Origin of the sequence: Paenibacillus sp. FSL P2-0089 (genome assembly GCF_038595095.1) — a bacterium.
GTDB lineage: Bacteria > Bacillota > Bacilli > Paenibacillales > Paenibacillaceae > Paenibacillus_AQ > Paenibacillus_AQ silagei.
This window is the reverse complement of the sequence record NZ_CP152006.1, coordinates 2,126,573-2,153,216: the sequence shown is the minus strand read 5'-3', so window position 1 is coordinate 2,153,216 and position 26,644 is coordinate 2,126,573. Positions and strand designations below refer to the sequence as shown.

Sequence of the window (26,644 nt, the reverse complement as noted above, 5' to 3'; positions counted from 1 at the left end):
AACGGCTTTGCCGTCCGTTTAAAGGACGGTACCGTTTCAGCGAGAAGCTTCTACAGCCTGCGGCTCTTTGCCCGCAGGTTTATTCTTTTTGCAGGATGTTGAAACTATTTTCACCCCTTGACGGTCTAATGGTCAATCAAATGCTTCAAGAAGCCAAAAAAGGAGTGAAAGAGCTGAAAGCTCAGCCGCAAGTGTGCCTTCCTATGCAGTCGACCAGAGGCAGGCTCCGAACCGTCTGATCTTTACCTTTAACGGTGTCCGCAGCTTCGTTTACGATGCGCTGGAGCAGGATATACTGGCCTCACCGCTGGTCAGTGATGTGTACAGAAATATCATCCTGGATGATTCCGCCATGCGGTTCGTGGTTGAACTGAAGGAAGGCACCCGCCATACCCTTACCGAGTACAGCAATCCGGGTACGCTTGAGCTGAAGCTGACAGCAGAGGGCAAGGCCGCTGCATCTAAGGAAGTCTACTATGTACGCAGCGAAGGAATGCCTCCGGGAGAATCACTGGCTATCCTGGAAGAGATCTATCTGGATGACGATGTTACCTTCCTGAAGACAGCCTCTGGTGATTTCGCCGCTGTCATCGGCGGTTTCGCCACCCGTGATGAAGCAGAGCAGAAGCTCGCAGCAATCTCCGCGCGTGAAGACTATGTCGGAAACCTGCGCGTGGATAGCTGGATGAGCAATGGACATCCGGACGATTGACCGTATTCCCACAGGCAGGTTGTGAAGCAGCGGCCGCTTTTATTGCCCTACCCATCCGCGTCAGCTTTAAGGAGGGGAAGAGCATGAAAGCGGCCTTTTTGTGCGGCAATTGCAGCTCCAGATGAAATTCCCTCTATACACCTGATGGGCGATCGCTCATCGTTACGGACTTAAATGTAATGTATGTGTCATTTATATGTTTTGTATAATCACATAAAATTAATTTTTATTAAATTTTTATGCATATTTATGAATTTATTTTACATAAAAGTAAAATTATCATTTTGACAATTATGAATAATGTCATATATACTTACACAGAAATCAAATTAAGAGGAGGTCACTTATGAATCTTATGCACAAAAGAAGTCTAAGTCTCTTTACCGCTCTGTTGGTTCTCTTCACCATGTTATCCTTCCCTTCTATCACGAAGGCCGCCGAAGTCACCACTCCCGGGAGAATCATACCGAATGTCGTAATAGTCGGTGTCGGGGGAACCATCACCTCCACTTCTCCTTCTAGAGAGCTGTTTCAGACGTATGGCACGCCAAAGGTATCCATTAATGATATTATCCAAAGACTACAGCCCGAGCTATCCAAAATAGCCAATGTCACCAGTACTGAGTTAAGCAATATCAGCTCGGCGCAAACCACCTCCAAGGACTTATACAACCTTACCATCGCTATCGACAAGGAACTGGCCAACCCGGCTGTTCATGCTGTAGTTGTTACTACCGGCACCAACATCATGGAAGAGTTGGCTTACTGGACTGATCTCACTGTCCGCAGTCCCAAGCCTGTTATCTTCACCGGGTCCATGCGACAATCCAATACGATCTCCTTCGACGGAGAAGCTAATCTGCTGAATGCAATCCGGCTGGCTGCAAGTCAGAAAACCACTTACTATGGTACAGTTTTGATGATGAATGATGAATTCTTTGCAGCCCGGGAAGTTACCAAGACCGATGCGCTGCGCTTGGATACCTTTGACGGGGGCCGGTACGGCGCTCTGGGAACGGTAGACGAGAACCGGATTCGTGCGGTTCGTGCGCCAGCCCGCGTCAAGGATGCCGGTACGGAGAAGTGGAAGACTCCTTTTGATCTCAGTACGATCCAGCCGGAGGATTTGGCGAAAGTCGATGTTGTGTATAGTTATACAGAAGCCTCCGCTGCGCCCATTACGTCCTTGGCTATTGAAGGGGTTAAGGGGATCGTAACTGCGGGTCACGGCGCAGGAGGCATCTCCACCGCACAGCAGGCAGCCCGTACGGCGGCTATCGAGAAGGGCGTCTTATTCGTAAGTGCAACACGCGCGGGTTCAGGCGCAGTATATGACACAGGCGCCAAAGGCATCATCGGCGCAGGCGATTTACTCCCGCAAAAGGCAAGAATCCTGCTTCAGCTGGGCCTTACCTTCTCCAAGGACCAGGAGCAGATCCGCCAGTGGTTCTCTACCATTGGAATGCCGGATTACGATATGAGCAAATAAGAAGACGCGCGCGTTTCGAGCGGCTCCTCCACATCATTTCCTCATAGGGTACGAAAGATAAGCGGAGGCCCCCGGCCTCCGCTTTCTGCTGCTTAACGCTTCCTACGCCTGCCCGCTACCGCATCAGCCTACGTCCTTATATCTCAATCTGCGAATCGACCAGACTGACAGAACTACAAGGTACACTCCATTCATCAGAAAGAATAGCAGATTCTCCATAGCCGTCAGTCCGCGCTGGGTAAGCACGCCCATGCCAATGGTCAGCAGCGAGTATGGGAACAGCAGCCCCAGCTTCAGCACATACAGGCCCAGGCCGACAAAAACCGCACATAGACTGATTCCGATGGGTGTGGCAAAGCTGCGGATACGGATGGACAAGCCGAGCTGCAGGGCAGCAATACTCAGCGAAGCCACCCAGCCGCGCAGGGTCCACAGGATGATGTCCATTGGAAAATCCCCCGTCAAAGACAGCATCTGTCCTGCTGCCCAGTACATTAGAAGGAATAGCGCCTGCGCTCCCGCAATCAGCACGCCAACAATAACAAGCTTGGCTATAAAGAGACTGGTTATGGATACTGGAGCAGCCAGGATCATGTTCCAATTCCGGTTCACATGCTCCAGCCTGCAGACAAAGGCGCAGCAGATGGCAATCAGAATCGGCAGGAAGAACTCTCCATAAAATAAGCTTACCTGAGTCCATAAGCTATACCACTCTCCCTGCAAGGCCTCCCGGTTCATTACAAAATTAGCACAGCCGATCATCAGGCTGACCACAGGCAGACTAACCAGCACCAGTCCCATCCGCGAGCGGCGCAGCTTGGGCCATTCGGCAGCAACACTTCTAAGCATAAATTCTCCTCCTTAGACCGATTGTTTGGAGACATGGGTATTCCCGGCAACATACAGAACCAGTGTCAGTATCAGAGCTGCACTTAACTGAATCAGAGGCATGCTTCCGGTAACATAGGTTCCTGATGAAGCCTTATACACATAAGTCACCGGACTGAGATCCAAATAATAAGACCAGACGACCAACTGCCGGACAGCGGCAGGGAACAAGCTTGCGGTCGTCCCCAGGAACCCGCCCAGCATGCCAAGACACAGGGCAAATGCCTGATTCTTCACCGCCAGCGATATCCATTGCTGCATCGCAATAATCAGCAGACTGGCGATCAGAGTACCCGCAGTGAACTGCAGCAGCAGGCCTGCCGGAAGCGGTTCTGCGAGTCTATGGAACATGCCGAAGCCGGCAATAAAAACAACCTGGGCCAGAATGCCGTAGAGGATCAGACTTCCGGCACAGACGAATTTGGCGGCATACACCGTCTGGCGTCCGACAGAAGTGGTCATCAGCATTTTCCAGGTATCCCCTTTATGCTCCATGTCGCAAATCCTTGACACTACAATCGCCGACAGAATCGGCAGGAACAGCCCGTTCATCGACGAGAGGCTGAAAATCAGCGCTTCCCAGGTGGCATTGTCCGCACTCCGCGAGATCGAGATGCTCATGGACATGGCCGCCCAGCCCAGCTCGGCGGCCAGAAAGAGCGTCAGCATCGCCCATACCTTTCTCCGCCGGATTTTGTAGTATTCCAGGAACAAGGCTTTCATCACAGGCTCCGCTCCTTTCCGGTAAGATCCAGGAAGATATCCTCCAGACTCTTCCTCGACTCCACGATCCGGCTCACAGCAATCTGACCGGACACCAGAATCTCATTGACCCGGGCCACCTCAGAGTCCGGCATGGCGCTGAACACCAGCTGCCGCTCCTGCATTATGGGCCTATACCCGTGCTCCGACAGTATCCGGACTGCCCGGGCGGGATCATCGATCCGAAAGTGAACCGCCGCCCGGTTCTGGGCCTGAAGCGCAGCCATCGCCCCCTGGAACAGCAGCTTGCCGTCACTGATGATGCCAACCGAGGTAGCAGTCTGCTCAATCTCCGACAACAGGTGGCTGGATACCACAATCGTCATGTCATACTGGGCAGGCAAGGATTTAATCAGCTCCCGGATCTCTCCGATCCCCGCAGGATCGAGCCCATTCGTAGGCTCGTCCAGAATCAGCAGACTCGGGAAAGCCAGCAAGGCCATAGCCAGACCCAGGCGCTGCTTCATTCCGAGTGAATACTGCCCGGCAGGCTTGTGCCGGTGATTGTCCAGCCGGACAATCTGCAATACCTTGTCAATATTTTTGGCAGGCAGGCTGCGCAGCCGCTGCATGACTCTCAGATTCTCAAGGCCCGTCAGATGTCCGTAATAGGAAGGCGACTCAATCAGCGAACCCGTCCGGTTCAGAATCTCCAGCCGGTGGTTCCGCAGCTCTTGGCCGAACAGCTTAACGGTTCCTTGGGTGGGTTGCACCAGTCCCAGCAGCATCTTGAGCGTAGTCGTCTTCCCTGCTCCATTCGGACCGAGGAAGCCGAAGATCTCTCCCTGCTGCACCTTCAGATTTACTTGATCCACCCGGGGCGTTCCCCCATAGGTTTTGGTTAATTGTCTTGTCTCGATAATTGGATGAGTGTTCATAGGTTTTCAGTTCATCTCCATTTCTATCAAGTTGGCTCTTGCTTCCTAGCATAGAGGCCTTCTCTTGCTCCAGGCTGAAGATAACCTTACGCCTACCTTAAATACACCGGCACCTCCCATTCTTCACCGCCTGATCGTGTATACTAATTCATGGGTGATGACGATTGAATAACATGAAGAACCGCAAAATAATGATCGTTGAGGACGAGCCAAAAATACGTGAGATGATCGAGCTCTTTTTACGAAAAGAAGGGTATTACCGCATCTATGCGGCTGGAGATTATAGCAGTGCCCTCGCCATGTGCCGCCAGGAAAAGCCGGATATCGCCATTCTGGATGTGATGCTGCCGGATGGGGACGGGTTCTCGCTCCTCTCCGCCATACGAACCTTCTCCGATATGCCGGTACTCTTCCTGTCGGCACGGGGCGAAGATGAGGACCGCTTGCTGGGGCTGGGCCTGGGAGCCGACGATTATATCGTCAAGCCTTTTCTGCCGAGGGAGTTAATGCTGCGTCTGAGCGCTGTGCTGAAGCGGGTATATGCCTCGCCGATTCCAGAACGGCTGCCTGTCTTCAGGTCAGGTGAGCAGGTGGTGGATCTGAACAGCGCTGTGGTACGAAGAGACGGCCAGGAGCTGCCTCTGACGGCTAAAGAGCACGCCATTCTGGTCAAGCTCTATGAGAACCGCGGCCGGATTGTGACCAGCGATGCTCTCTGCCTGGCGGTATGGGGAGATGACAGCTACGGGTATGAGAATACCTTAATGGTGCATATGCGGCGTATCCGCGAGAAGATCGAAGCCGATCCCTCGAAGCCGGTACAATTGCTGACGGTCAGAGGGCTTGGGTATAAGCTCTTGGTGCAGGAGGCGCTCTAATGGACAGCGCGGTCCGTATTTTACGCAAATTCGTAGGTTCTACCCTGCTGGTCTCTACGCTTCTGCTCCTGTTCAATCTGATTCTGCTGGGTTCCCTGATCTTCAAGGAAACGCATCAGGAGGCTTCACCGGAAAAGGTTGTACGGGAGATATCCTCAGCTCTGCAAGGGTCTGACGGCAAGTATTCCCTTAATCCCAAGGAGGGTGCCCTGCTTCAGCAGAACCGGGCCTGGGCTATGCTGCTGAACGCGGAAGGCAAGGTGACATGGAGTGAGCAGCTGCCTCCGGAGATTCCGCACGCTTACAATATCGTAGAGGTGGCGAAGTTCTCACGCTACTACTTGCTGGAATATCCTGTGTATATCTGGGAGCATCCAGAAGGACTTATTGTCGTAGGCTATCCTAAATATTCATATGAAAAATACCAGCTCGGATACCTGACGGACTGGCTGCGCTCCCTTCCCTTAAGAGTGCTGCTGCTCCTGATCTGCAATGTGGTACTGGCCGTGGCCCTCTCCTTGTTCATCGGCACCCGGCTGATCCGCAATATCCGGCCCCTGATCAACAGCATTCATGCCCTGGCCAAAGACAAGCCGGTTAACCTGGAGACTGCCGGACTCTTCAGTGATTTGTCCGAGAGCATTAATTCGGCTTCCGCTACCCTGCAGACCCGGAGCTCGCAGCTGAAATCACGGGATGAAGCCCGCTCCAACTGGATCGCCGGGATCTCCCATGACATCCGCACCCCGCTCTCGATGATCCTGGGCTACGCGAGCAATCTGGAGGAACAAGACAACCTGACCGGAGAGCAACGCCAGCAGGCTGCCATCATCCGCCGTCAAGGCGAGCAGCTGAGGTCGCTGGTGAGCGACTTGAACCTCGTCTCTATGCTGGAGTATGACATGCAACCGTTGCAGCTTAAGCCGGTACGCTTATCCGCTCTGGCCCGGACCGTGGTATCCGACTTCATTAATAACGGCCTGGAGGAGCGTTATTCACTGGACCTGTGCATTATGGACGAGCGCCTGCAGGTGATGGGAGATGAGAAGCTGCTCTACCGTGCAGTAAGCAATCTGGTCCAGAACAGCATCCGGCATAACCCGGATGGGTGCCGGATTGAGATTAGCATCCTCCGCAGCGGGGAAGACTCCTGTTTCGCCTTGTCCGTATCGGACAATGGTCAGGGAGTTCCGGCGGAGCACTTGCCGGAGCTGGTCCTGCTGCCTTACTCCGGGAAGCGGACCCTCCCCGTCCGGCAGGGCCACGGGCTTGGACTTCCGATGGTCGCCCGCATTGCCGAAGCCCATAAGGGCAATCTTGTTCTGGAGAGCAACACCGGCCATGGACTGCGGGCCACCCTGCAGTTTCCCCCTTTGGCGTGAAGACGGATGGTCAGCGAATGGAAGAGCCTCTTGCGGCGCAAGAGGTTCTTCCATTTAGGCTAAAATCCTCTCTCCAAGATTCCCCATTTTCTGCTATGCTAATAGAAATCCAAAGTAGAAGCAGGAGGCGTGCAATAGAATGGATGCATTTCAATACGAGCTTACTTCTGAGACAGCGATCAACTTGAGATATGAGTATGGGGGTGAGTATTTTACATTCAACCTGTTCCGGGACGACAGCGGGTGGGTGCTTCATCCGTTTGACGGGATGCTGCTGAGGAATCAGGCGATGTGTACGCTAGTTGCGCAGGAGCTGTTCAAGCACAAGCCTTTTCAGGTGATGCTGGCCAAGGAAGGAATTCTGTTCACCGACATACGCTCCACGGTCAATCTGGATAATGTCAGCGCGCCGGTTGCCGCACGCAATGAACGCGAGTCACGCGGTAATCCTGCAGACGACCTGATGGAATTCGTTCAGCAGCACTCGATTGAAGAGGTCATTGACTACGAATGCAAGCTGGTGGGGAGCCGTATCTCCTTTTACCAAGAAATTCTACAGCGCATGTTCATGGACAACCTGGGCCCCTCGGACCCCGAGTTCCAGAAGATACAGGATATTGTACGGATCTACGAGCAATCCCTGGAGCGCCTGACGGATCTTAATGGTCCCAATCTGGATGCCGGAAGCCGGGGCAGATTCTGAGTCTGCCACCCGCACTTATACATGCTTGAACTACTCATAGGAAAGGCTGGTTCTCATGACACTTGAGCTTATCAAGGGGCAAAAATGCAGCTTAACCAAAGACAATCCTCTCCTCGGCCGCATCATCGTAGGCATGGGCTGGAATGAGGCAAGGGCTGGGGTCGAGATTGATTTCTCCGTTTTTTTACTTACCGCGTCGCAGAAGGTTGCAACAGAGAAGGATCTTATTTTCTATGGCAATCCTGCGGCCCCGGACCAGTCTGTAGTGATACTGCCGCCCGCGCAACGAGTCCATAGCGGACCCGCTGACGATACACAAATTGCTGTAGAGCTTAGTCTAATTCCTGCGGAGGTTGAGCGGATTGCCTTTGCCTTGACGATCTATGAGGCGGAATCAAGACAGCAGAGCTTCTCGCTGCTCTCCGATCCCTATCTGCGCATTATGAACGCTGCGGATGGAACCGAGCTCCTCCAGTACCGCCTGGGCGGCGGTTATTCCGTGGAGACGGCCATTGTGGCAGGGGAAATCTACAGATATCAGAACGAATGGAAATTCAGCGCGGTCGGCTCCGGTTATGCGGGAGGCTTAGCCGCGCTCTGCCACAGCTACGGAATACAGGTCCAGGATATATTGCCCGTTGTTCAAGCTTCCAGAACAGCCGAACCTGCCCGCAACTCCCCCTTTGTTCTTCCGGAGCTGCGGTCACGGCCTAAGCCGGTCGATTCATTGCCTCCCGCAGCACCAGCCGCTCCTTCGTCTCCTTCCGCTTCGCCCTTGAATCCGGACACCATCGTACTCAAGCGGCACGGGGAGACCCTCCGTCTCCAGCAGGGAGCAGGAGCCGCAGGAGAGATTCTTATCAATCTTAACTGGCTTCAGACTCCATCCTCCGGGTGGTTCGGAAGCAGAGGCATTGACCTGGACCTCGGCTGTCTGTTCGAGCTGAAGAACGGCCTTAAGGGTACGGTCCAGGCACTCGGCGAATCGTTCGGCAGCTTGAACCGGCCGCCCTACATCTCGCTGGACGGGGATGACCGCACCGGCTCCATCGCTACAGGCGAGAATCTGCGGATTAACGGCCATCACCTGTCCGAGATCAGCCGGATCGTCATCTTTGCTTTTATCTATGAAGGTGTTACGAACTGGTCGCAAGCTGGCGCCGTTATAACCATCAGCCAGCAGGGCGGGCCGGAGATCAAGGTGCAGCTGGACGAGCATAACAACGATAAGGGGATGTGCGCCATCGCCATGCTTCGGAGCCAGCCAGATGGAAGCTTCAGCGTGGAACGGCTTGTAGAATATTTCAGCGGGCACGAGGAGCTGGACCAGCGCTACCACTGGAATCTGCGGTGGGAGGCGGGGAGTAAGTAGCGGCCAGCATGATCAGGAACAACGTCCCCTGGCGGGCGGGTGATATGGCCGATAGCGCTGAGCCACCTTCTGCCGGACCAATTTGGTCGGTTTTTCGACCACATTGGACTCACTCGCCTCACGCTGGCCCAATGTGGTCGGTTTTTCGATTACATTGGGCCCACTCGCTCCACGCCGGACCAATGTGGTCGGTTTTTCGATTACATTGGGGCCCACTCGCTCCACGCCAGACCAATGTGGTCGGTTTTTCGATTACATTCCGCCCACTCGCTCCACGCCAGACCAATGTGGTCGGTTTTTCGATTACATTGGGCCCACTCGCTTCAAGCCGGCCTAATGTGGTCGGTTTTTCGATTACATTGGACCCACATGCTCTCGTGGCAGCCTATAGCTTCAGCCGCACACAAAACAGCCCTTCCCCGTCAAAGACGGATGGAAGGGCTGTTTTGCTGTAATTATTTTATTCTGCAGAATGATCTACAGAAGCTGCCTGGATGCTGCCGAATGCCCAATAGCTCGCCGGGACATCCGTCCACTTCTGAGCCGCGCTGGTCAGCGGAGCGATGCCAAGGGCACGGTTAACGATGGTTACGGCTTCCGCACGCGTTAACGTCTGGTCTGGACGGAATGTGCCGTCCTGATAGCCGGTAATCATGCCTGCCTGGGACATCCGCTCAATAGCGGCCTGCGCCCAGTGCCCGGCAATATCACTGAAGCCAGCCGCATGGTCTTGGGCACTAGTGATCAAGCGTGACAGGATGGTCGCCATTTCGGCTCTTGTAATCGTCTGGTTAGGCTTGAAGCTGCCGCCCCCATAACCTTTCATGATGCCGCTTCGCGTCACTTGACCGATTGCTTCTGCCGCCCAGTGTCCGGCAGGAACATCGGAATACGCTACGCCAGCAGTGACTACGGATTGGCTGAAGGTGCGGGCAATGATGCTGGCAGTCTCGGCCCGTGTAATGCTGTTCCCTGGCTTGAAGGTGCCGTCAGCATAACCTGTCATATAACGCTTCACCTGTACCGCAGGATCTTGTGCAAGTACAACGGTAAAGGTACTAAATTTGCTGATGCTAAATTGAATGCCTGACTTTCCGGTCTGGCCGAAAGGTACGATCTCTCCCTTGACCAATTCTTTGGTGCCGTCGCTGTGCTCGATGAAGACCGCCAGTGCCTTCAGTTGCTCCGCCGTTAACGAAGAGTTGCCAAGCGGCAATACTAGTGTAACCGGACGGCTCTGCAGATTGGTCTCAATCGTTACAGGACGGCTTACTAACGTAACTGTCGCACCGCGGGATACACTCTGCACCTGTGCTTTGGCAAGTGCTTCAACCTCTGCGCTCTGCTGTGATGTCTTCAGTGGAACGAGGTTGAAATAAATATCTGTACCGAATCCAGCCATTGAGCTGCCCGGCACCTTCACCTCAGCATTCACTGTGAATAGATCCAGCATGATCTGATTATCAGCAAATTGCTTGCTGGAAGCTGCTGGAATGGTCAGTCTGGTTCCGGCAACCTCATCATTCTTATCAGGCACGATGATTCTGGCAATATTGGACCCGGCCGCCTTAAGCTCATTGACTGCCCGGATCGCCTGCTCCAATGTGAACGTAAGAGTATCACTCTTCACGCCGTTCGCATCCTTGGTGCGGGTAATGACAACGGAGGATACCATGGATCCTTGAGCAGCCCCGTTTTCAACGTTTGCGTTAATGCTTTCTGTCTGAGGACTTGGTGTTGGAACCGGAGCCGGTGCTCCTCCCCCTGATCCTGAACCGCCGCCCGGTGCCGGTGTAGGAGATTCAGTTGGCGTGACTGGAACAGAAACTGTTGCGAAGCTCCAGAGCTTACTATCCGCAAGTCCTGCATAACTGTTACCTGCTTCATCTGTAAAAGCACCCGGTTGTATAAGCACGTAATAGCTGCCGCCCTGCTTCAGCAGGCCGTTCGTGTTGATGCTGACGGTTGAGTTCGCAATCGAAACTAGCGTCTTGTCGTCCGCTTTAATCGACTTAACGACTTCACCATTCTCCGCATTTACAATCTCAATATTGCCTTTTCCCGCAAGTATATTCTCGTTAAAAGTCAATGTGAGTGCAGCCGATACAGGTACATGCGTTGCATTGCCTGCCGGACTGTAAGAGGTCACTACAGGCGCTGCTGTATCTGGCGCACTGGTGGTCACAAACCGCCAGGCGTTAATGCCTGCAATACCGGCATAGCTGTTGCCTGCATTATCGGTGAATGCTCCTTCAGAGACCCGCACAAAGTAGCTGGTACCATGCTCCAGATTGGCAGCCGGATTAATGGTGACCACATTATTTAGAATGGTTACCATTTCCGAAAGTGCTGGAATCGTCAAGACCGGATGAATATCATCAGTGCTGCGGAAAATCTCAATAGTACCCGCCGCTGCCCGTACATTTTCGCTGAAGGTAAGGATCAGATTCGCGTTAACTGCTATTTCTGTGGCCCATGGCTCCGGCGAATAGGTAATCACCGTTGGCGAGATCCGATCGGGTGCATCTGTAGTTGTGAACTGCCAGACTGTGCTCTCTGCATTGCCGGCATAGCTGTTGCCTGCGAGATCAGTAAATGCCCCGGCTCCAATCTGTACATAGTAGCTCGCACCATACTTCAGATCATCCGTAGGATTAATCGTCACTACATTGCTATGGATAGTTACATTCCCTGAAGTCGCAGGAATCGTCGCTGCCGGTGTATGATTCGCACTATTGTAAATGACGATATTGCCTGCTCCAGCCTTTACATTCTCGCTGAAGGTAAGGGTCAGATTAGCATCTGTTGCTACATCCGCTGCCCCATTTACAGGCGTAAAATGCTCTAATGCAGGAGCTGTCGTATCCGGCGCAGCCGTTGTGGTGAAGTGCCACGTGGTGTCGTCTGCGATACCGGAGTACAAGTTGCCGGATAGATCTGCGAAAGCATCTCCGCTAATCTGTACATGGTAGCTTGTACCATATTCCAGATTGTCAGCCGGGTTAATCGTGACTACATTGTTCAGAATACTTACGTCCTTCGCAGCAATGGTAGCCGCTATTTGGTCAGACGAGTTGTTGTAGATAACAATACTGCCTTCCCCTGCTTGTACATTCTCGCTAAAAGCAAGCTCCAGGTTAGTTCCGATAGCTACCTCTGTTGCCCCATTCATAGGCGAGTATGTGCTTACGATTGGCGCGGTCGTATCCGGTTCGCTGGTGGTACTAAAGCGCCAGGTTGTATTGTTAGTGATACCGGCATAGCTGTTGCCCGACATATCCGTAAATGTACCATTATCAATCTGGACATAATAGCTTGCACCATAATCCAGATCAGCCTCGGGGTTAATCGTTACAACTTTGCCGTCAACGATTACTTCATCAGAACCAACAGGGATCGTCACAGGAGGAACTTCGCTGTTCGTGCTGTTGATTATCTTAATTCGGCCTTCACCCTTCTGTACATCCTCATTAAAGGTAAGAGTAAGGTTGGTGCCAATCTCTTCATTCGTTACTCCATCTTTAGGAGAAAAACCACTCACCACCGGCGGTGTAGTATCAGGTGCTTCTTCTGTTGTGAACTGCCAGGTGTCCTTGTCCGAAATACCTGCATAAGAGTTAGCGTTGTCTGCTAGATCTTTGAAAGCTCCTTCATCGATGTTTACAAAGTACGTAGTACTGTACTTAAAATCATCATACGGGACAATGGTTACCACGTTATCCTTAACCGTAACTTCCGCTGAGTTAACCGGAATTACCATTAGGTTTCCTTCGTCCGTACTGTCATAAATCACAATGTTGCCGCTGTCTGTCGTTACATCCTCACTGAATGTGAGCGTCAGATTTGTGTCAATGGTTACTCCTACCGCCCCTGGCACAGGAGAATAATCACTTACAGTCGGAGCTTCCGTATCACCCGGCCCAGCAACTGTCGTGAAGCTCCACTCTTCCGCTGTGATTGCTGCATTGCCGCTTGCACCGTTAGTAAAAGCATTCGCGTCAACTGTAACGGCATATTTAGCCCCTGCATCAAAATCCTTACCCGGATTAATCGTTGCCGTATTGGTAGCTGGATTTACTGTTACTCTGCTGGCGTCATCCGCCGGGATGGTTTCAACCGGAGTGGACAGATCCGCAGCCTTGAAAATTTTAAACTTATTGTCGTCTCCAGTGGCTGCCGTCACCGGCTGATTAAACATCACAACCAGATTATCATCTATTGCTACATCCGTCTCATCATTTCCTGGAGTCAGACTGAGCACCCGCGGGATGTTGGGAACGACATAAGACATAATGATCTCTCCGGAATCACCCGCTGCAATAAATTGATTAAGAACTTGATAAAATACAATGCCGTTAAGATTAGCAGTTGCGTTTGAAGTCTCAGGCTTCCATGTCTGCCCCAGATCACTAGTGGAGAACACTTTCCCGCTATCTCCTGCGGCCATAAATACGCTGTTTCCGAAAGTTATTCCATTCAGGTTCACTTTCGACTCAAGGACCTTTGCTGCGCCTTTCGAACTTTCCGGAGAAGTAATAATAGTTCCAGACGCACCAACCGCTACGAACATTCCGCCGCCAAAGGTGATTCCGTTCAATTTGTTGGTTGTTTTACTTGTCACCTTGGTCCAATCAGATCCATCTTTGGACATTACCACTGTACCGTTATCACCCACCGCTACAAACTTACCGTTACCGTAAGCCACAGCGTTCAGATTCTCATTAGTGGCTGAGAATACGATCTCCCAGTCAGGGCGATTGTCATTTTTGATCATAATCATTCCTGAATCGCCGACTAGAACTAATGTTCCATCGCCGTAGCTGACTCCATTCCAGTTAAAACCGGCGGAGCCATCGGAGGGTGTCCAGGACACGCCATCTGTTGACGTTAGGACTATCCCATTGTCACCGACTGCAACGAATTCGCCGCCTGCGCCTTTATGAATAATACTATTCAAATCCTCGCTTACCCCAGAATTACTAACTGCCCAGGTCGAAGTGCTGCTTGCGGCAACAATTTTCCCTTCTCCCCCCACTGCAACTAAAGTATCTGAGCCAATAGCAACTCCGTTTACGTTGATGCCGACTGGCAGCGGACCAACATTGTCCCAGCCTGCAGCACCATTGTCTGTTGAACCCGCATATACCGGAAAGGCTCCGGTCCAAACCAAGCTGATCACGAGTAACAACGAGAAATATTTTTTCAATCCCTTACCCTTAAACAAATGTATCGTTCCCCCTTGTTCATTCATCCTGTGCGCTATATTGCAAGTTCTGCTGGAGTCTAGCATCTGCCCCCTTAGAAAATTTCATTTCTGCGCCCATTCTATCAGACAGCTCTAAACAAACTCTTAACAATTCTCGACAAAAACCGATTCATCAGGACCTAATTGGGGTATAGCTCTAAAAAAAATGAAAAAACAGCGATTTTCTAACCTCTTATCAAAAAAATTGTCTAAACCAAAAAAAGCGCACGGAGCTTTCGCTCACATGCGCAATTGTGGTCATATTTCCTCGAAAATCCCCTTGGCAACCTGTATCGCCGATGCGGCACGCGGCCAACCTCCATAAAAGGCGAGGTGAGTCATTGCCTCGATCAATTCTTCTTCGGATAGACCGTTCTCCAGGGCCAGACGGATATGAAAGGGTAACTGCTCGGTAAGTCCACCGGCAACCAGGGCCTATATCGTCAGGAGACTGCGTTCCCGAAGCGACAACTGCTCCCTTCTCCATACCTCCCCAAAGAGCACCTCCTCCGAATAACGCGCGAACGAAGGAGCAATGTCTCCAAATGCTTCAAGAGCATTCGATGCAATTTTCCGATGCTTCATTCCAATACCTCTCTTCCTTATATGAACATTCATTCAATCATCTGTGCGATGCCATTGCCAAACGTCCAGTCCTCGAATTCTGTATCGACCAGCACGACGAAGACGTCTTCTTTCCTGATGCCCAGTGTGCTCGACAACGTCTCGGCCAGCTTGCTGTAAAAGCCCCTTTTCTGCTCCTTGCTTCTCCCGGATTTGAGCGTAATCTGAATATAGAGCAGCCCATCCGTTCGCTCTATATTTAAATAATTCGGACTGTAATAAAATTCGCTTGCTTTATGGGCATGGTAGACTTGAAAGAAATCATCTTGCGGCACGTTAAAATATTCCCTTAGAGCACTCATAATTTCGCGGCTAATGATAGGCAGCTGTTGGTCATCGTATTTGTTCTCCAAGTAACTGACTCTGACAAAAGGCATGTCATTTCACTCCTTTACTGGTGTAACTTCATTGTACTCCCCGCCTCTTATTCTGTATAATTGAATTAAATGATTCGTAAATTCAAATTACCCGATGGAGATATCTGCTAATGGACCTAAAAGAACTAACTACATTTCAAACCATCCTGCAAGAAGGAAACTTCTCTAAAGCAGCCGCCAAACTGAACTACGCACAATCCACAATCACCAATCAGGTTCAACGTCTGGAGAAGGAACTGGGCATCAAGCTGTTCAAACGGGGCTGGGATTCTGAGCTTACAGCTTCGGGGCGAATATTTGCCGCTGAGATCGACAGTCTGATCCGACATTGGAACTATGTTGCGGACCAGGCAAAAGCTCTGCAAAAAGAGGAGATCGGAACGCTCAGGATCGGAGGGCTGGAATCATTGACAGAGCAGATACTACCAAAGTCACTGCTGCGGTTCATGGAGCATAAGCCTAATGTATCCTGCCATTTTGTGATCGGTAACACCGCTTCGCTCTCGCATGCCCTGCTTCAGAATCAATTGGATTTTGCCATCTGTGGAGAGCCTGTTGACCTATCTTCGTATCACTTCGAACCCTTGTATCAGGAGCGGATATCTTTTATCGCAGGGAACAACCACCCTTTGGCCGCAAAAGATGAGATCGCTTTCGAGGAATTGCTTGGTTATCCAATCATTGCCGGGGGAGCTACCTGTCTATATCATTCCCAATTATCGAAGCAGTTCTCCCGGTACACCGAAACTCCCTTTCTGCATACCGTAAGTCAAATCTCTGCCATTGCGGGCTTCGTCCAGCAAATCGATTTTGTAGGAGCCGTCCTCGAATCTACGCCGTTACCGCCGAATGTGGTGAGACTCCAGGTCACGCTGAAGGAAGCCTCCATTCCCGTAGGCCTGCTGCAATCACGCAACGATGAGTATCTCTCCTCATCCAAGAAGCTTTTGATGCAATTTGTAAAGGAGGAGCTGGAGTCTATTCACAGTTAAGGCAGGTAGAGTAACGGGGATGCGAGCAGCACTGCAGTGATAAAAATGAGCTGAATCCCTACGCGGACCGCTAATTTCGGCACAGGCTTGCCCCCGATTGTCATATTACTGCGTGCTGCATAGATATTGGCGGGGAGCATGGCAATAAGAAGCAAGATCAGGCATACAGAAGCAGTTGCTGAGAACGCGGGCAGCAGGATGCCGATAGCTCCGGCAATTTCAAGCATCCCGGTAACCGTCACGATCCATTCTTTCTGCGGAAAAACAGGCGGCACCATTCTTACCAAATCGGAGCGCCGCCGTCCCCAGTGGGCAGAAGCTCCGAGAAGCAGCATCACAGCTACAGCCCACTGAAGGGCGGTTTGCCAGTCATTCCAATACGTCAAGCCTAGTAGACCTATTCCCCGGAACAGTAAAAAGGATACGATAAGCGCTATAAAAGGAACCATTTAACCTCACCCCTTCTTGTTACTTCATATTGCTTCATCTCAATTCTTCAGAATACCAGCCATAAAACCGGATATTTCTTTCGCAGAAAGGGTCCCGGAAGAGGCGCGCAGGGACGCCCGCACACGCAGACCTAATGACAGCAGGACGAACAGCTCCGCCGTCTCATCAGGGTTCACCGTTTCTTTAATCACCCCGTACTTTTGCCCCGTGATAATCCACTGCCTGGAGACCGACACCGACCGCTCATGAAAATGCTCAAGCACCTCCGCTACCGCCGGTTCATTCTCCTTGCCCAGCAGGTATAGAAGCACCTTGTTAGTCGCTTCATGGCTGTCTTCCAATCCGGCAAGACTTCTGGCGATGGCATGCATCGGCCCGTCGAAGCTTTTATCAATGCTGCCTCTTACTTCCTCTTCAAAACGATCATTCACAGCGTCAAGCCGCTCCTCCAGCACCCAGGCAAAAATCTCATCCTTGCTCTTCACATAATGAAATATCGCCCCCTTAGATAATTGCGACTGCTCCATAATATCCTTTAAGGTGATGGCATGACAGCTCTTGTCCCGCAGCAATTCTTTCGTTGCATCCAACAACTGCCGGATGGTCTGCTTCCGCCGGTCTGCGTTCTTCATTGCTATTCTCCTCTTCTGCCTTACATAGTTAAGATTGGGTTAATTTAAAATATGATTACTGTTGATTATACATACCGACCGTTGGTTTGTAAATTAGTGTGTAAATAAAAAAAGGTTCGGAATGTTCCGGATAACGTGGATTAATTCCTCCATCATTTCTCCGGCTCCCGCACCCGTGATTTTAATACCTGTCCGATCTGGATCTTATTTCCAGTTATGCCTCTTCATCCTCTTCGTCTTCATCTTCATCTTCATCAAAGTCGCCATATTGATCCGGTGCCTCTCCCTCGATCTCCGTGACCATAGGCAGTTTTTGTCCCGGCTTCACTTCAGTCTCTCCCAGATATTGAACAATCATTCTCCACTCATCGCCATAATCGAATAAGAGCAGCATCTTTTGTTTGGGGGTATGAAAGACTTTACTGATTTTCACTTTTTGCACTCCAGGAAACCTATCCCCCGCCCCCACATCAGCAAATGATTCATAGCCTTCCTCAGAGCGTGTCCAGTTTTTGAGATTATCATAGAATCCAAAGGCATGATCCAGATCAAAATCAAAAGATTCAATCGTAACTGCCGCAAGATCGTACAGCGATGCCTTTGCAGAAATTGCAATCTTCCGGGTCGGCCGACCACGCACCGCACCGTTCCAGTCGCTTAAGGTTACTTTGAATAATCTGGCTTGTTCGTTCTTAGTCATCGGACTCTCCCCTTTTATCAATTCATTCTTCCTCACGCATTCTCCGAACCTCATTGTACAGTTTAATAAAAGAAAACAAAAATATAAATCCTCTATAGTATACTGCACGATTAGAACCTCTGTAACTACTTATTGATTCCTGGATTTGTAGCGCTATAATAAGAAACATAGGTTGTGAAGCACACGCCGCTTGTAATGCTCTGCCCCTTCCGAGTTAGATTCTTGGAGAGGGTTGAGTATTGAAGCGGCTTTTTTGCTTGGGAATCAACGCTAATTTGAGTGTTAAAGGAGGAGTATCGATGACGCGATTTGAGCAGCAGTACGAGGAATGGTTAGTTAGCAATCTGAAGAATGAGAGCAACCACAGGCGCAAGGAGCTACTTGGCAAAGGATTAGGCCACGGAACAGTTGAATTTCTCCGCAAGGTATGGTTTCCGGCAATCGGTAATTTCGATCATTTGTTTCCAGAATGGGAAGTGCGTGATTTCAATAACGGGTACCGCTATCTGGACTTGGCTTATATGCCTGGAGATGCAAAAGGCGGGATTGAGATTCAAGGCTATGGACCTCACGCCAGAGATCTGGATGTCAGACGCTTCAAGGATTTATGCCGCCGGCATTGCTTACTGGTCCTTGATAGTTGGACTTTTCTTCCTATTGCTTATCCTTCGATTATCGAAGAACCCAAGCAATGTCAACAGTTGGTGTTGTCTTTTATCGGCAAATTCATTGCGACGGATGTTTCTTCCACATTAACTTGGCTGGAAGCGGAGACCCTTCGTTACGCAAGACGTCTGCTCAGGGCATTCACACCTTTCGAGCTTGCTAAGCATCTCAGGGTAACGGATAGGCACTCCAGACGAATTCTGCATCATTTGCTCGAACAACAGTTACTGGATGTGGCCGGAGGACAGCAGCGTTATCGAACATATCAGCTTAGAGTTTAACGTATGTTTTGGAGCATGAATTATAAAGCTGATATGGTAAAAACACTTGAATTCCGTGGCTGTGAGCGTGAGAAGTAGAGGTATCAATCAGCTGTAACGGACTGAGGCACACCTATTTCTACAAAAAGCACAATTTTACCAAGCTTACGGACTCAGATGGCGCTATTTACTAGATTTCATCTCATATATGGATGGTGAAAAGCAATAAGCGCGATACGGTCCGTTAGCCCTTTTAATTATGCTGAATAAAGAACATAAGGGCTGTGGGGTCCGCAGCAGTCCTTTAGACACATTTAGAACCGAAGGAACTCGATGGAAACCATATTTCGCAGTTTGGGTTCAGGGTTCGGGGGTTCGGGTTCGGGTTCGGGTTCGGGTTCGGGTTCGGGGTTCAAGGTTCGGGAATGGACCTCAAGCCCTTGCTGTTCCCCCACTTAATCACCCATATTCCATGAAACAGCAAAAGAACGGCATCTCTGCCGTTCTTCATGTGATGGACTCTCAGGGGCTCGAACCCTGGACAAATAGATTAAGAGTCTACTGCTCTACCAACTGAGCTAAGAGTCCGTATGAAATTGGTGGAGCCAAGGGGGATCGAACCCCTGACCTCATCGCTGCCAGCGATGCGCTCTCCCAGCTGAGCTATGGCCCCATATTTTTTACAATTTTGCCAATTTAGAATTACATTATGTATTCTAAAATCTGATCTGAGCGAGAAGCTCAAGTCGCTTATTCATCAATGTGTTTCGTAGGCGACTTCTATATAATACAGAAATCTGCTTTCAGTGTCAACACTTTTCCGAAATTAATTTTGATACAAGACGCTCCACCCGGGAACTGACCTCTCAACCTCAAGGCCAGCCCCACTACCCCAATCGAATCCTTCACTTCTAAACGGCGAAGCTTACAGCCCGTCCAGCTCCTCAGTCTTGGACAGCAGTCCCTTCAGTTCCTTCATGAACATGTTAATGTCCTTGAACTGGCGGTACACGGACGCGAAGCGGACGTAGGCTACCTCGTCGACAGGGTAGAGCTGCTCCATGACCAGCTCGCCGATCTGGCGGCTCTCGATCTCGGCGAGAGCGATGCCGCGTAGGCTTTTCTCCACCTCAGATACGATGACCTCCAGGCGCTCTACAGGGACCGGACGCTTCTCGCAGGCACGGATCAGGCCGCGGAGGATTTTGTCACGGCTGAACTCTTCACGGCTGCCGCCTTTTTTGATCACAATCAGGGGGGTCTCTTCAATCATCTCGAAGGTGGTGAAACGGCGGCTGCACAGCTCGCATTCCCGCCTGCGGCGGATGGACTTATTCTCGTTGGCCGGGCGCGAGTCCAGGACTTTGGTATTGGTGTGGTCGCAGTAAGGACATTTCATAAGCTTCTTCACTTCCTCATCATTAGAATGGTCAGGCCCCGTCCCTTGATACGCAAGGGCTATGCGGGCATCATTTAATTTCCAGAAAACACCGTTTATTTGTTGTTATGAATCTGACATGTCCGGCACATAATACAGTTACCAACCGATAGGAGGTGAACAGCAATGAGCCAAAATAACAACTCCAATAACCTGGTAGCTCCAAACTCACGCGGTGCCTTGGAACAACTGAAATATGAAGTTGCCCAGGAACTAGGTATCACCCTCTCCCCAGACGGATACCAAGGCAATAAAACTTCTTACGAAAACGGTTCGATCGGTGGTTACATCACTAAACGTCTTGTAACCCTGGCTGAACAGCAACTGGCAGGTCAGTACAAATAATACCTGCCCACACGACATAAGCTTGCCTAAGAAGTATCGAACGGCCTCCGGCCGTTTGATGCTTCTTTTTACATAACAGCAGCAGTAACAAGCACTCTAGAACTCACTGTAGAGCTCGGTATATTGATCATAATAATAAATTACACGCTGTACGTAGTGACGGGTCTCACCGAACGGAATGTCCTTCACAGAGGCTTCTGTTCCGTCCCATTGCCCTTCATCCAACCAGCTCTGCACCTTACCAGGCCCGGCATTATAGGCGGCTATGACCGCTATACGGTTGCCGTCGAACTGCTTGGACAACGTAGACAAATACCAGGTGCCCAGTTCAATATTGGAGGAGGGCTCTTCCTTCAGCCGCTCCAGCGACACGTCGGGGAGCTTGGCCTTTTCGAGCGCCCACTTGGCGGTATCCGGCATGAGCTGCATGAGCCCCAGTGCGCCTTTTTTGGATTCGCGGCCAGTCTTATAATTGGTCTCCACACGGATGATGGACGCCACCAGGAATGGGTCCATCTCATACGTCTGGCTGTGCTGGCGGATCTCTGCTTTATAATAAATGGGATAAAACCATGACATCCAGTTGGAGCCAAGAAACAGGATCGCGGTGAAGCCGATGAACAGCAGCAGCAGGACTCTTTTTTTGCGCAGCCACTTCATCATATCAGGCCCAGCCTGTCCCACAGACGTCCAACCTGAAGCTCGGCAGATTCAGGATCACCGCTATTGTCGATCACATAATTCGCTTTCCTGCGCTTCAGTTCAATATCCATCTGGGACCTCAGCCGGTCCTCAGCCTGTTCCAGCTTCATTCCGCTGCGCTCCATGAGGCGGGCTAACTGCACCCTCCTCGGAACATAGACCACAATAATCTGATCAAACAAGGAATCCAGCTCTGATTCGTAGAGCAGCGGAATGTCCACAATGACGAGCCGCTGCGGATTCTCCTGTTCAAGCGCATACATCCTGTCCTTGATCTCCCTGCGTATTGCCGGATGGGTCAGGTTATTCAGTGTCTTGAGCGCCTCCGGGTCCCGGAAGACAATCTCGCCAATACCTGCCCGGTCCAGCGAACCGTCAGGCAGCAGAATGCGGTCTCCAAAAGCCTCCACCGCCGCCGCCAGCACCGGGTGCCCGGGGAGCATCACCTCTCTGGCGATGACATCGGCATCCACCAGTGCAGCTCCCTTGCGGACAAACAGTGCAGACACGGTGCTTTTTCCCGAAGCGATGCCTCCGGTTAAGCCTATAATCATGTACTCACCTCATAATAACTTCATTATACCCATTACAATTAATAATATCGCGGGCAGCGCAGCGGCATGCTTCATCCAGTAGCTGCCGGATAATCTCAGTCCTGTCTTCATTCCCATCAGCAAAAAGGTCCCGCTGAATACAGCGATCATCAGCGAGGTGGACCACGGGCTGAATCCGAGTAGTGCCGCACCGAGGCCGGCACCGAAGGCATCCAGCGACAACGCGATCCCCAGGATCATGGCTTCCATGGAGGAGATGCTTCCAGAGGCATCCATATCAGCGGAAGACGGCGTGCGGAGAATCTGTATAACCACGCCCAGATGGCGAAGCTCCAGCGAGAATACAGCCGGCTTCAGCTCTGCCTCAGCACTCTGTGCGGCAGCAGCCGTCTCCCTCCTGATCTCCTGCCCGGGCGCAGCCTCTTCCTGCCCCTTCTCCTTCTGTGTCAGCATCTGGAACAGGGACCAGCAGCCCATTAAGACGAGAATAACCGCTCCGACACTGGAAGCGGCATTCGGGGAGACTACCTTTGCCAGCAGCACGCCGACCTGCATAGAACCATAAATGACGACCCCTGAACAGAGCGAGATAATGATAATGGAGAGCAGGGGAATTTTCATTTTACGCAGTCCATATGTAATGCCTACACCAAATCCATCCAGACTAAGCGCAAACGCAAGCAACAGCAGTGACAACAATGGGCTAAGCACCCGCAATCCCTCCCGTGAAGAACCGGAGCCGGAGCTCCGTTTCGCCATAATCAGCAATCTTCACACATTATATGGGCGGGACGGGCAGGAAGTGCCTGCCTTTATACATAACGGTTATAACTCAGATGTAACTAGCCTGGAAACGGGCTGTAAATGCGGCGCTGACTCTAAATAAATATTACAGAATCAGTACAGGTACCGGCTGGCAGCTGGGACAATAATGCGTTCCCCGTCCGCCGACCACACTCTTCTCAATCAGCGTGCCGCAGGTGGCACACGGCTGATCCTTGCGTCCGTAGATCTTGTGCTGATCCTGGTAGCTCCCGCTCTCCCCCTGGCCGTTGACATATGACTTCACGGAGGAGCCTCCGGCATTCACTGCTTCCGTCAGTGTTGCGACAATAGCATGATGCAGTCTGGCCAGCTGATCCTCCGAGAGGGACTTCGCGGTCTCCTCCGGGTGGATGCCTGCACGGTGCAGGGACTCATCTACATAAATATTGCCGATACCTACTATATATTCCTGATTGAGCAGCAGCGGCTTGATCTTGGTGCTCCGCTTAACGACAATCTCCTTGAACCGTTCCAGCGTGAAATCGGCATCCAGCGGCTCCTGCCCCAGCTTGTTCAGCGGCTTCAGCTGCAGATCCTCTCCCGGCTGGAATAGATGCATAGTCCCGAATTGGCGCACATCCGTATAACGCAGCTCCGTCCCATCTGTGAAATGGAAAATAACATGCGTATGCTTGTCCAGCAGCTCGCCCTCACGGTACACCCCGTAACGGCCCTCCATCCGCAGATGGGAGACCATCACCAGCCCGTCAAATACGAAACGCAGGAACTTGCCTCTGCGCTCAACCGTTACCACTGTATGGCCTGCCAGCATATGGGCAAAGGCCTGAATATCATCCGGGCGCTGAATAATCCGCGGCAGCCGGACGGTGACATGCTCTATCTGCTTGCCTGTAATTAACTCATTAAGGGTTCTTCTGACTGTTTCGACTTCCGGCAATTCCGGCATCATGGCTCACCTCCACTCCATTATACCGGATATCTGCCATGTGCGGGGAGCCTATTTCGCTTCGTACCAGTTGCTGCCATAACTTACCTCTGCCTTCAGTGGAACAGATAGCTGCAGCGCTCCGGCCATCACCTCTGGCAGCAGCTGCTTCATCTGCTCCAGCTCCTCCTCCGGCACCTCGAATACTAACTCATCGTGTACCTGGAGCAGCATCCGGCTCTTCAGGCCGCGCTCATGCAGCGCCTTGTCCATATGAACCATGGCCAGCTTGATAATATCCGCAGCGGTTCCCTGAATCGGCGTATTCATCGCCGTACGTTCTGCGAAGGACCGCAGATTGAAGTTCTTCGCATTGATCTCCGGCAGATAACGGCGGCGTTCCAGCAGCGTAGTCACATACCCCTGCTTACGGGCCTCGACTACGATATCATCCATGTAACGGCGCACACCTTGGAACACCTCAAAATACTGCTCAATGAACCGGGCCGCTTCCTTGCGCGGGATGTTCAGGTTCTGCGAAAGGCCGTAATCGCTGATGCCGTAGACAATCCCGAAGTTAACTGCTTTGGCGGAGCGGCGCATATTACTGTCCACACTCTCCGCAGGGACGCCGAATACGTCCATGGCGGTCTTAGTATGAATATCCATATCCTCGACAAAAGCTTCCTTCATCCGCTCATCACCTGAGATATGCGCCAGCACACGCAGCTCGATCTGCGAGTAATCCGCCGCCAGAATCGACCAGCCCGGCTCGGAGGGTACGAATACCTTACGGATCTTGCGGCCCTCTTCGAGCCGGATTGGAATGTTCTGCAGGTTCGGGAACTGGCTGCTGAGCCGGCCCGTGGCCGCAATCGTCTGCCGGTAAAAGGTGTGTACCTTGCCGGTCTCCGGCGAGATTTCCTTCATCAGGCCTTCCACATACGTGGATTGCAGCTTGGCAATGGTACGGTATTGCAGAATCAGGCGCACAGCGTCATGATAAGGCGCAAGCTTTTCCAGAACCTCGGCATCCGTCGAATACCCGGTCTTCGTCTTCTTCACGACCGGCAGACCGAGCTTCACGAACAGAACCTCGCCCAGCTGCTTCGGAGAATTAAGATTGAATTCGGTTCCGCAAGCGGAGTAGATCTCAGTGACCAGCCGGGAGATCTGGGCTTCAAATTCCCTGCCGAGCTGGACGAGATCATCCTTGTTAACAGCAATGCCCTGCTTCTCCATATCGGCGAGAATCCGCGACAGCGGCATCTCCAGGTCCTGGAACAGACCGGTCATGTCCGTCTTGTCCAGCTCCTCCTGCTGCTTATGCACAATGCCTAACACAGTCGCACTCTTACGGGCGACATGCTCACCGAGAATCTTAAGCTCAGGAATTCTATATTTGGCCCCTTTGCCGAAGACATCCTCATCCGGCGACAATCGGGGCAGGCCGTATTTCGTGGTCAGGTCATTCAGATTCTGGCTCGCTTCGGTCGGGTCCAGCAGGTAAGCGGCAAGCTGAACATCGTTAGCGGCTCCGGCAAAAGCAATCCCCTGCCAATGCAGCGCCAGATCGGCACGGTGCAGATCATACCCGCTCTTCGGCGCCTGCTCGTCACCGAGCCAGTCCCGCAGGGGTGCTGCCGCCTTACTCTTCAGCAGGGCAAAAGGCACAAAATAATGCTGCTCCGGCGAAGACAGCCCCAGACCGATCACTTCGGCACGGTGCGGGTTCTCCCCGTTAGATTCCACATGTAGGGCGGAGATGCCCGGCAGTGCCTGAACCAGCTCGCTTATTCCGTCTTCGTCAACAATTGTAATATTAAGCTCTGCGGCTTCCACCACGGGGGAACCCGTCAGGCTACCGTCCGCCGCATGTGAATAGGCGCTCAGCGACAGGCGCTCCAGCAGCGAGCGGAATTCCAGCTTGGCGAGCGCAGGCCCAGCCGTGTCCGTGTTAATCCCGCTGAAGACCATATCCTCCCACGTATGCTCAAGCGGAACCTCGCGGTAGATCGTCGCCAACTTTTTGCTCATGACGGCGCTGTCCGCGTGCTCTTCCAGCTTCTCTTTCATCTTGCCCTTCAGCTCACCGGTTCCGGCCAGCACGCCCTCCACCGATCCGAACTGCTGGAGCAGCTTAAGCGCTGTCTTCTCCCCGACTCCCGGCACCCCGGGAATATTGTCGCTGGCATCGCCCATCAGCCCCTTCAGATCAATGATCTGCTCTGGGGTGAGATCATATTTGTCACGGATCTGCTTAGGTCCGTAAAGTTCCACTTCCGTAACTCCCTTGCGCACCAGCGCTATGGTGGTATGCTCGGAAGCCAGCTGCAGCATATCCTTATCCCCGGACACAATCATCACCTGACGGCCGGCGGCATCCGCTTCCCTGGAGATGGTGCCGATAATATCGTCAGCCTCGTAGCCTGCAATCTCGAATTGCGGAACCCCCAGACCCTTCAGCAGCTCCTTGAGCAGCGGGAACTGCTCGGACAGCTCCGGCGGGGTCTTCTGGCGCCCGCCTTTATACTCCTCATAGCCTTCATGCCGGAAGGTAATCTTCCCCGCGTCGAAGGCCACAATCATATGTGTCGGTTTATGCTCCTCCAGCAGACGCAGTAGCATCGTCGTGAAACCGTATACCGCATTCGTCTGCTGTCCCGCTGTATTCGTCAGCGGCGGCATGGCGAAGAACGCCCGGTAAATGATATTATTTCCATCAATGAGTATCAGCTTGTCCACACTAGCACCTCGCCTTTTTCTTGCTTTCTCCTTACATAGTAACATATGCTCCGCACCAAGACGAAATGGCTCTGCCACGAATCGCCGCTTTATGCCAAAATAAAAAACAAGCCCCCGGAATGAAGGCTTGCCTCTGGCA

23 protein-coding genes, 2 tRNA genes and 1 pseudogene are annotated in these 26,644 nt (G+C 51.9%); 9 read left to right on the top strand and 17 right to left on the bottom strand.

The genetic code is table 11. The features are described 5' to 3' along the window. Positions 1-193 precede the first annotated feature (193 nt). Both NST69_RS08740 and NST69_RS08735 read left to right on the top strand, forming a co-directional pair. Complete coding sequence (locus tag NST69_RS08740) at positions 194-712, top strand: hypothetical protein (RefSeq protein ID WP_341187991.1); 519 nt, start codon at positions 194-196, stop codon at positions 710-712. 346 nt (positions 713-1,058) lie between these two features. After that, positions 1,059-2,201, top strand: a complete 1,143-nt coding sequence (locus tag NST69_RS08735; RefSeq protein WP_341187990.1) for an asparaginase — start codon at positions 1,059-1,061, stop codon at positions 2,199-2,201. Positions 2,202-2,324: 123 nt separating this feature from the next. On the opposite strand, the gene NST69_RS08730 is transcribed toward NST69_RS08735, so the two are convergent. The 3 genes from NST69_RS08730 to NST69_RS08720 are packed head-to-tail and all read right to left on the bottom strand — an operon-like array spanning position 2,325 to position 4,729. Then, complete coding sequence (locus NST69_RS08730) at positions 2,325-3,050, bottom strand: ABC transporter permease (protein WP_342549011.1); 726 nt, start codon at positions 3,048-3,050, stop codon at positions 2,325-2,327. Positions 3,051-3,062: 12 nt separating this feature from the next. Beyond that, positions 3,063-3,812, bottom strand: a complete 750-nt coding sequence (locus NST69_RS08725; protein ID WP_340958102.1) for an ABC transporter permease — start codon at positions 3,810-3,812, stop codon at positions 3,063-3,065. After that, a complete protein-coding gene (locus tag NST69_RS08720) occupies positions 3,812-4,729 on the bottom strand; it encodes an ABC transporter ATP-binding protein (RefSeq protein WP_342549010.1) in 918 nt (305 codons plus the stop codon). Before NST69_RS08720 ends, NST69_RS08725 begins: the two co-directional genes overlap by 1 nt. Before the next feature lie 164 nt (positions 4,730-4,893). Here NST69_RS08720 and NST69_RS08715 point away from each other — a divergent pair, with 164 nt between their 5' ends. The 4 genes from NST69_RS08715 (at position 4,894) to NST69_RS08700 (ending at position 9,064) form a co-directional block, all read left to right on the top strand. Further along, complete coding sequence (locus NST69_RS08715; RefSeq protein WP_342549009.1) at positions 4,894-5,607, top strand: response regulator transcription factor; 714 nt, start codon at positions 4,894-4,896, stop codon at positions 5,605-5,607. After that, entirely contained in the window at positions 5,607-6,989 is a 1,383-nt protein-coding gene (locus NST69_RS08710) for a HAMP domain-containing sensor histidine kinase (RefSeq protein ID WP_342549008.1), read from the top strand. The genes NST69_RS08715 and NST69_RS08710 overlap by 1 nt, the downstream gene beginning before the upstream one ends. 139 nt (positions 6,990-7,128) lie before the next feature. Next, a complete protein-coding gene (locus NST69_RS08705; protein WP_209874654.1) occupies positions 7,129-7,692 on the top strand; it encodes a hypothetical protein in 564 nt (187 codons plus the stop codon). Between the two features lie 55 nt (positions 7,693-7,747). Further along, positions 7,748-9,064 carry a TerD family protein gene (locus tag NST69_RS08700; protein ID WP_342549007.1) on the top strand — a complete coding sequence of 439 codons (1,317 nt, stop codon included), beginning with the start codon at positions 7,748-7,750 and terminating at the stop codon, positions 9,062-9,064. A 460-nt stretch (positions 9,065-9,524) separates the two neighbouring features. On the opposite strand, the gene NST69_RS08695 is transcribed toward NST69_RS08700, so the two are convergent. The 3 genes and pseudogenes from NST69_RS08695 to NST69_RS08685 form a co-directional block, all read right to left on the bottom strand. Next, entirely contained in the window at positions 9,525-14,288 is a 4,764-nt protein-coding gene (locus NST69_RS08695; protein ID WP_342549006.1) for an Ig-like domain-containing protein, read from the bottom strand. A gap of 279 nt (positions 14,289-14,567) precedes the next feature. Continuing rightward, positions 14,568-14,894, bottom strand: a pseudogene (locus NST69_RS08690) (carboxymuconolactone decarboxylase family protein). Between the two features lie 29 nt (positions 14,895-14,923). Next, entirely contained in the window at positions 14,924-15,310 is a 387-nt protein-coding gene (locus NST69_RS08685; protein WP_339313451.1) for a tautomerase family protein, read from the bottom strand. 110 nt (positions 15,311-15,420) lie between these two features. On the opposite strand from NST69_RS08685, the gene NST69_RS08680 reads away from it, so the two are divergent. Further along, on the top strand, positions 15,421-16,302 hold the full coding sequence (locus tag NST69_RS08680; RefSeq protein WP_342549005.1) for a LysR family transcriptional regulator: 882 nt from the start codon (positions 15,421-15,423) through the stop codon (positions 16,300-16,302). Here NST69_RS08680 and NST69_RS08675 read toward each other — a convergent pair. The 3 genes from NST69_RS08675 to NST69_RS08665 form a co-directional block, all read right to left on the bottom strand. Beyond that, complete coding sequence (locus tag NST69_RS08675; protein ID WP_342549004.1) at positions 16,299-16,751, bottom strand: DoxX family protein; 453 nt, start codon at positions 16,749-16,751, stop codon at positions 16,299-16,301. The two genes, NST69_RS08680 and NST69_RS08675, sit on opposite strands and share 4 nt — an antisense overlap. Positions 16,752-16,790: 39 nt before the next feature. After that, positions 16,791-17,384 carry a TetR/AcrR family transcriptional regulator gene (locus NST69_RS08670; RefSeq protein ID WP_339255138.1) on the bottom strand — a complete coding sequence of 198 codons (594 nt, stop codon included), beginning with the start codon at positions 17,382-17,384 and terminating at the stop codon, positions 16,791-16,793. Positions 17,385-17,598: 214 nt separating this feature from the next. Further along, the gene (locus NST69_RS08665; protein ID WP_342549003.1) at positions 17,599-18,084 is read right to left on the bottom strand and encodes a hypothetical protein; all 486 of its coding nucleotides are present in this window, start codon (positions 18,082-18,084) and stop codon (positions 17,599-17,601) included. Positions 18,085-18,383: 299 nt separating this feature from the next. Between NST69_RS08665 and NST69_RS08660 the strand changes: the two genes are divergently transcribed. Then, on the top strand, positions 18,384-19,031 hold the full coding sequence (locus NST69_RS08660) for a transcriptional regulator (RefSeq protein WP_342549002.1): 648 nt from the start codon (positions 18,384-18,386) through the stop codon (positions 19,029-19,031). A 494-nt stretch (positions 19,032-19,525) separates the two neighbouring features. Here the strand turns inward: NST69_RS08660 and NST69_RS08655 are convergent. From NST69_RS08655 to nrdR, 3 genes are all read right to left on the bottom strand, one after another. Then, positions 19,526-19,598: transfer RNA gene (locus tag NST69_RS08655), tRNA-Lys, on the bottom strand. 9 nt (positions 19,599-19,607) lie between these two features. Then, positions 19,608-19,683 (bottom strand) — tRNA-Ala (locus NST69_RS08650). 252 nt (positions 19,684-19,935) lie between these two features. Next, positions 19,936-20,409 (bottom strand): transcriptional regulator NrdR, encoded by a 474-nt coding sequence (nrdR, locus tag NST69_RS08645; protein WP_036725557.1) that lies wholly within the window; start codon positions 20,407-20,409, stop codon positions 19,936-19,938. Positions 20,410-20,574: 165 nt separating this feature from the next. Between nrdR and NST69_RS08640 the strand changes: the two genes are divergently transcribed. Further along, positions 20,575-20,793 (top strand): alpha/beta-type small acid-soluble spore protein, encoded by a 219-nt coding sequence (locus NST69_RS08640; RefSeq protein ID WP_036695868.1) that lies wholly within the window; start codon positions 20,575-20,577, stop codon positions 20,791-20,793. A gap of 96 nt (positions 20,794-20,889) precedes the next feature. On the opposite strand, the gene NST69_RS08635 is transcribed toward NST69_RS08640, so the two are convergent. The 5 genes from NST69_RS08635 to polA form a co-directional block, all read right to left on the bottom strand. After that, complete coding sequence (locus tag NST69_RS08635; RefSeq protein WP_036725612.1) at positions 20,890-21,453, bottom strand: lytic transglycosylase domain-containing protein; 564 nt, start codon at positions 21,451-21,453, stop codon at positions 20,890-20,892. Beyond that, positions 21,453-22,049, bottom strand: coding sequence for a dephospho-CoA kinase (coaE, locus tag NST69_RS08630; protein WP_342549001.1), 597 nt, complete (start codon positions 22,047-22,049; stop codon positions 21,453-21,455). The genes NST69_RS08635 and coaE overlap by 1 nt, the downstream gene beginning before the upstream one ends. Before the next feature lie 9 nt (positions 22,050-22,058). After that, on the bottom strand, positions 22,059-22,760 hold the full coding sequence (gene ytaF / locus NST69_RS08625; protein WP_342549000.1) for a sporulation membrane protein YtaF: 702 nt from the start codon (positions 22,758-22,760) through the stop codon (positions 22,059-22,061). Between the two features lie 178 nt (positions 22,761-22,938). Then, positions 22,939-23,781, bottom strand: coding sequence for a DNA-formamidopyrimidine glycosylase (mutM, locus tag NST69_RS08620; RefSeq protein WP_339257406.1), 843 nt, complete (start codon positions 23,779-23,781; stop codon positions 22,939-22,941). Positions 23,782-23,832: 51 nt separating this feature from the next. Further along, positions 23,833-26,505 (bottom strand): DNA polymerase I, encoded by a 2,673-nt coding sequence (gene polA, locus NST69_RS08615; RefSeq protein ID WP_342548999.1) that lies wholly within the window; start codon positions 26,503-26,505, stop codon positions 23,833-23,835. Between the last annotated feature and the right edge of the window lie 139 nt (positions 26,506-26,644).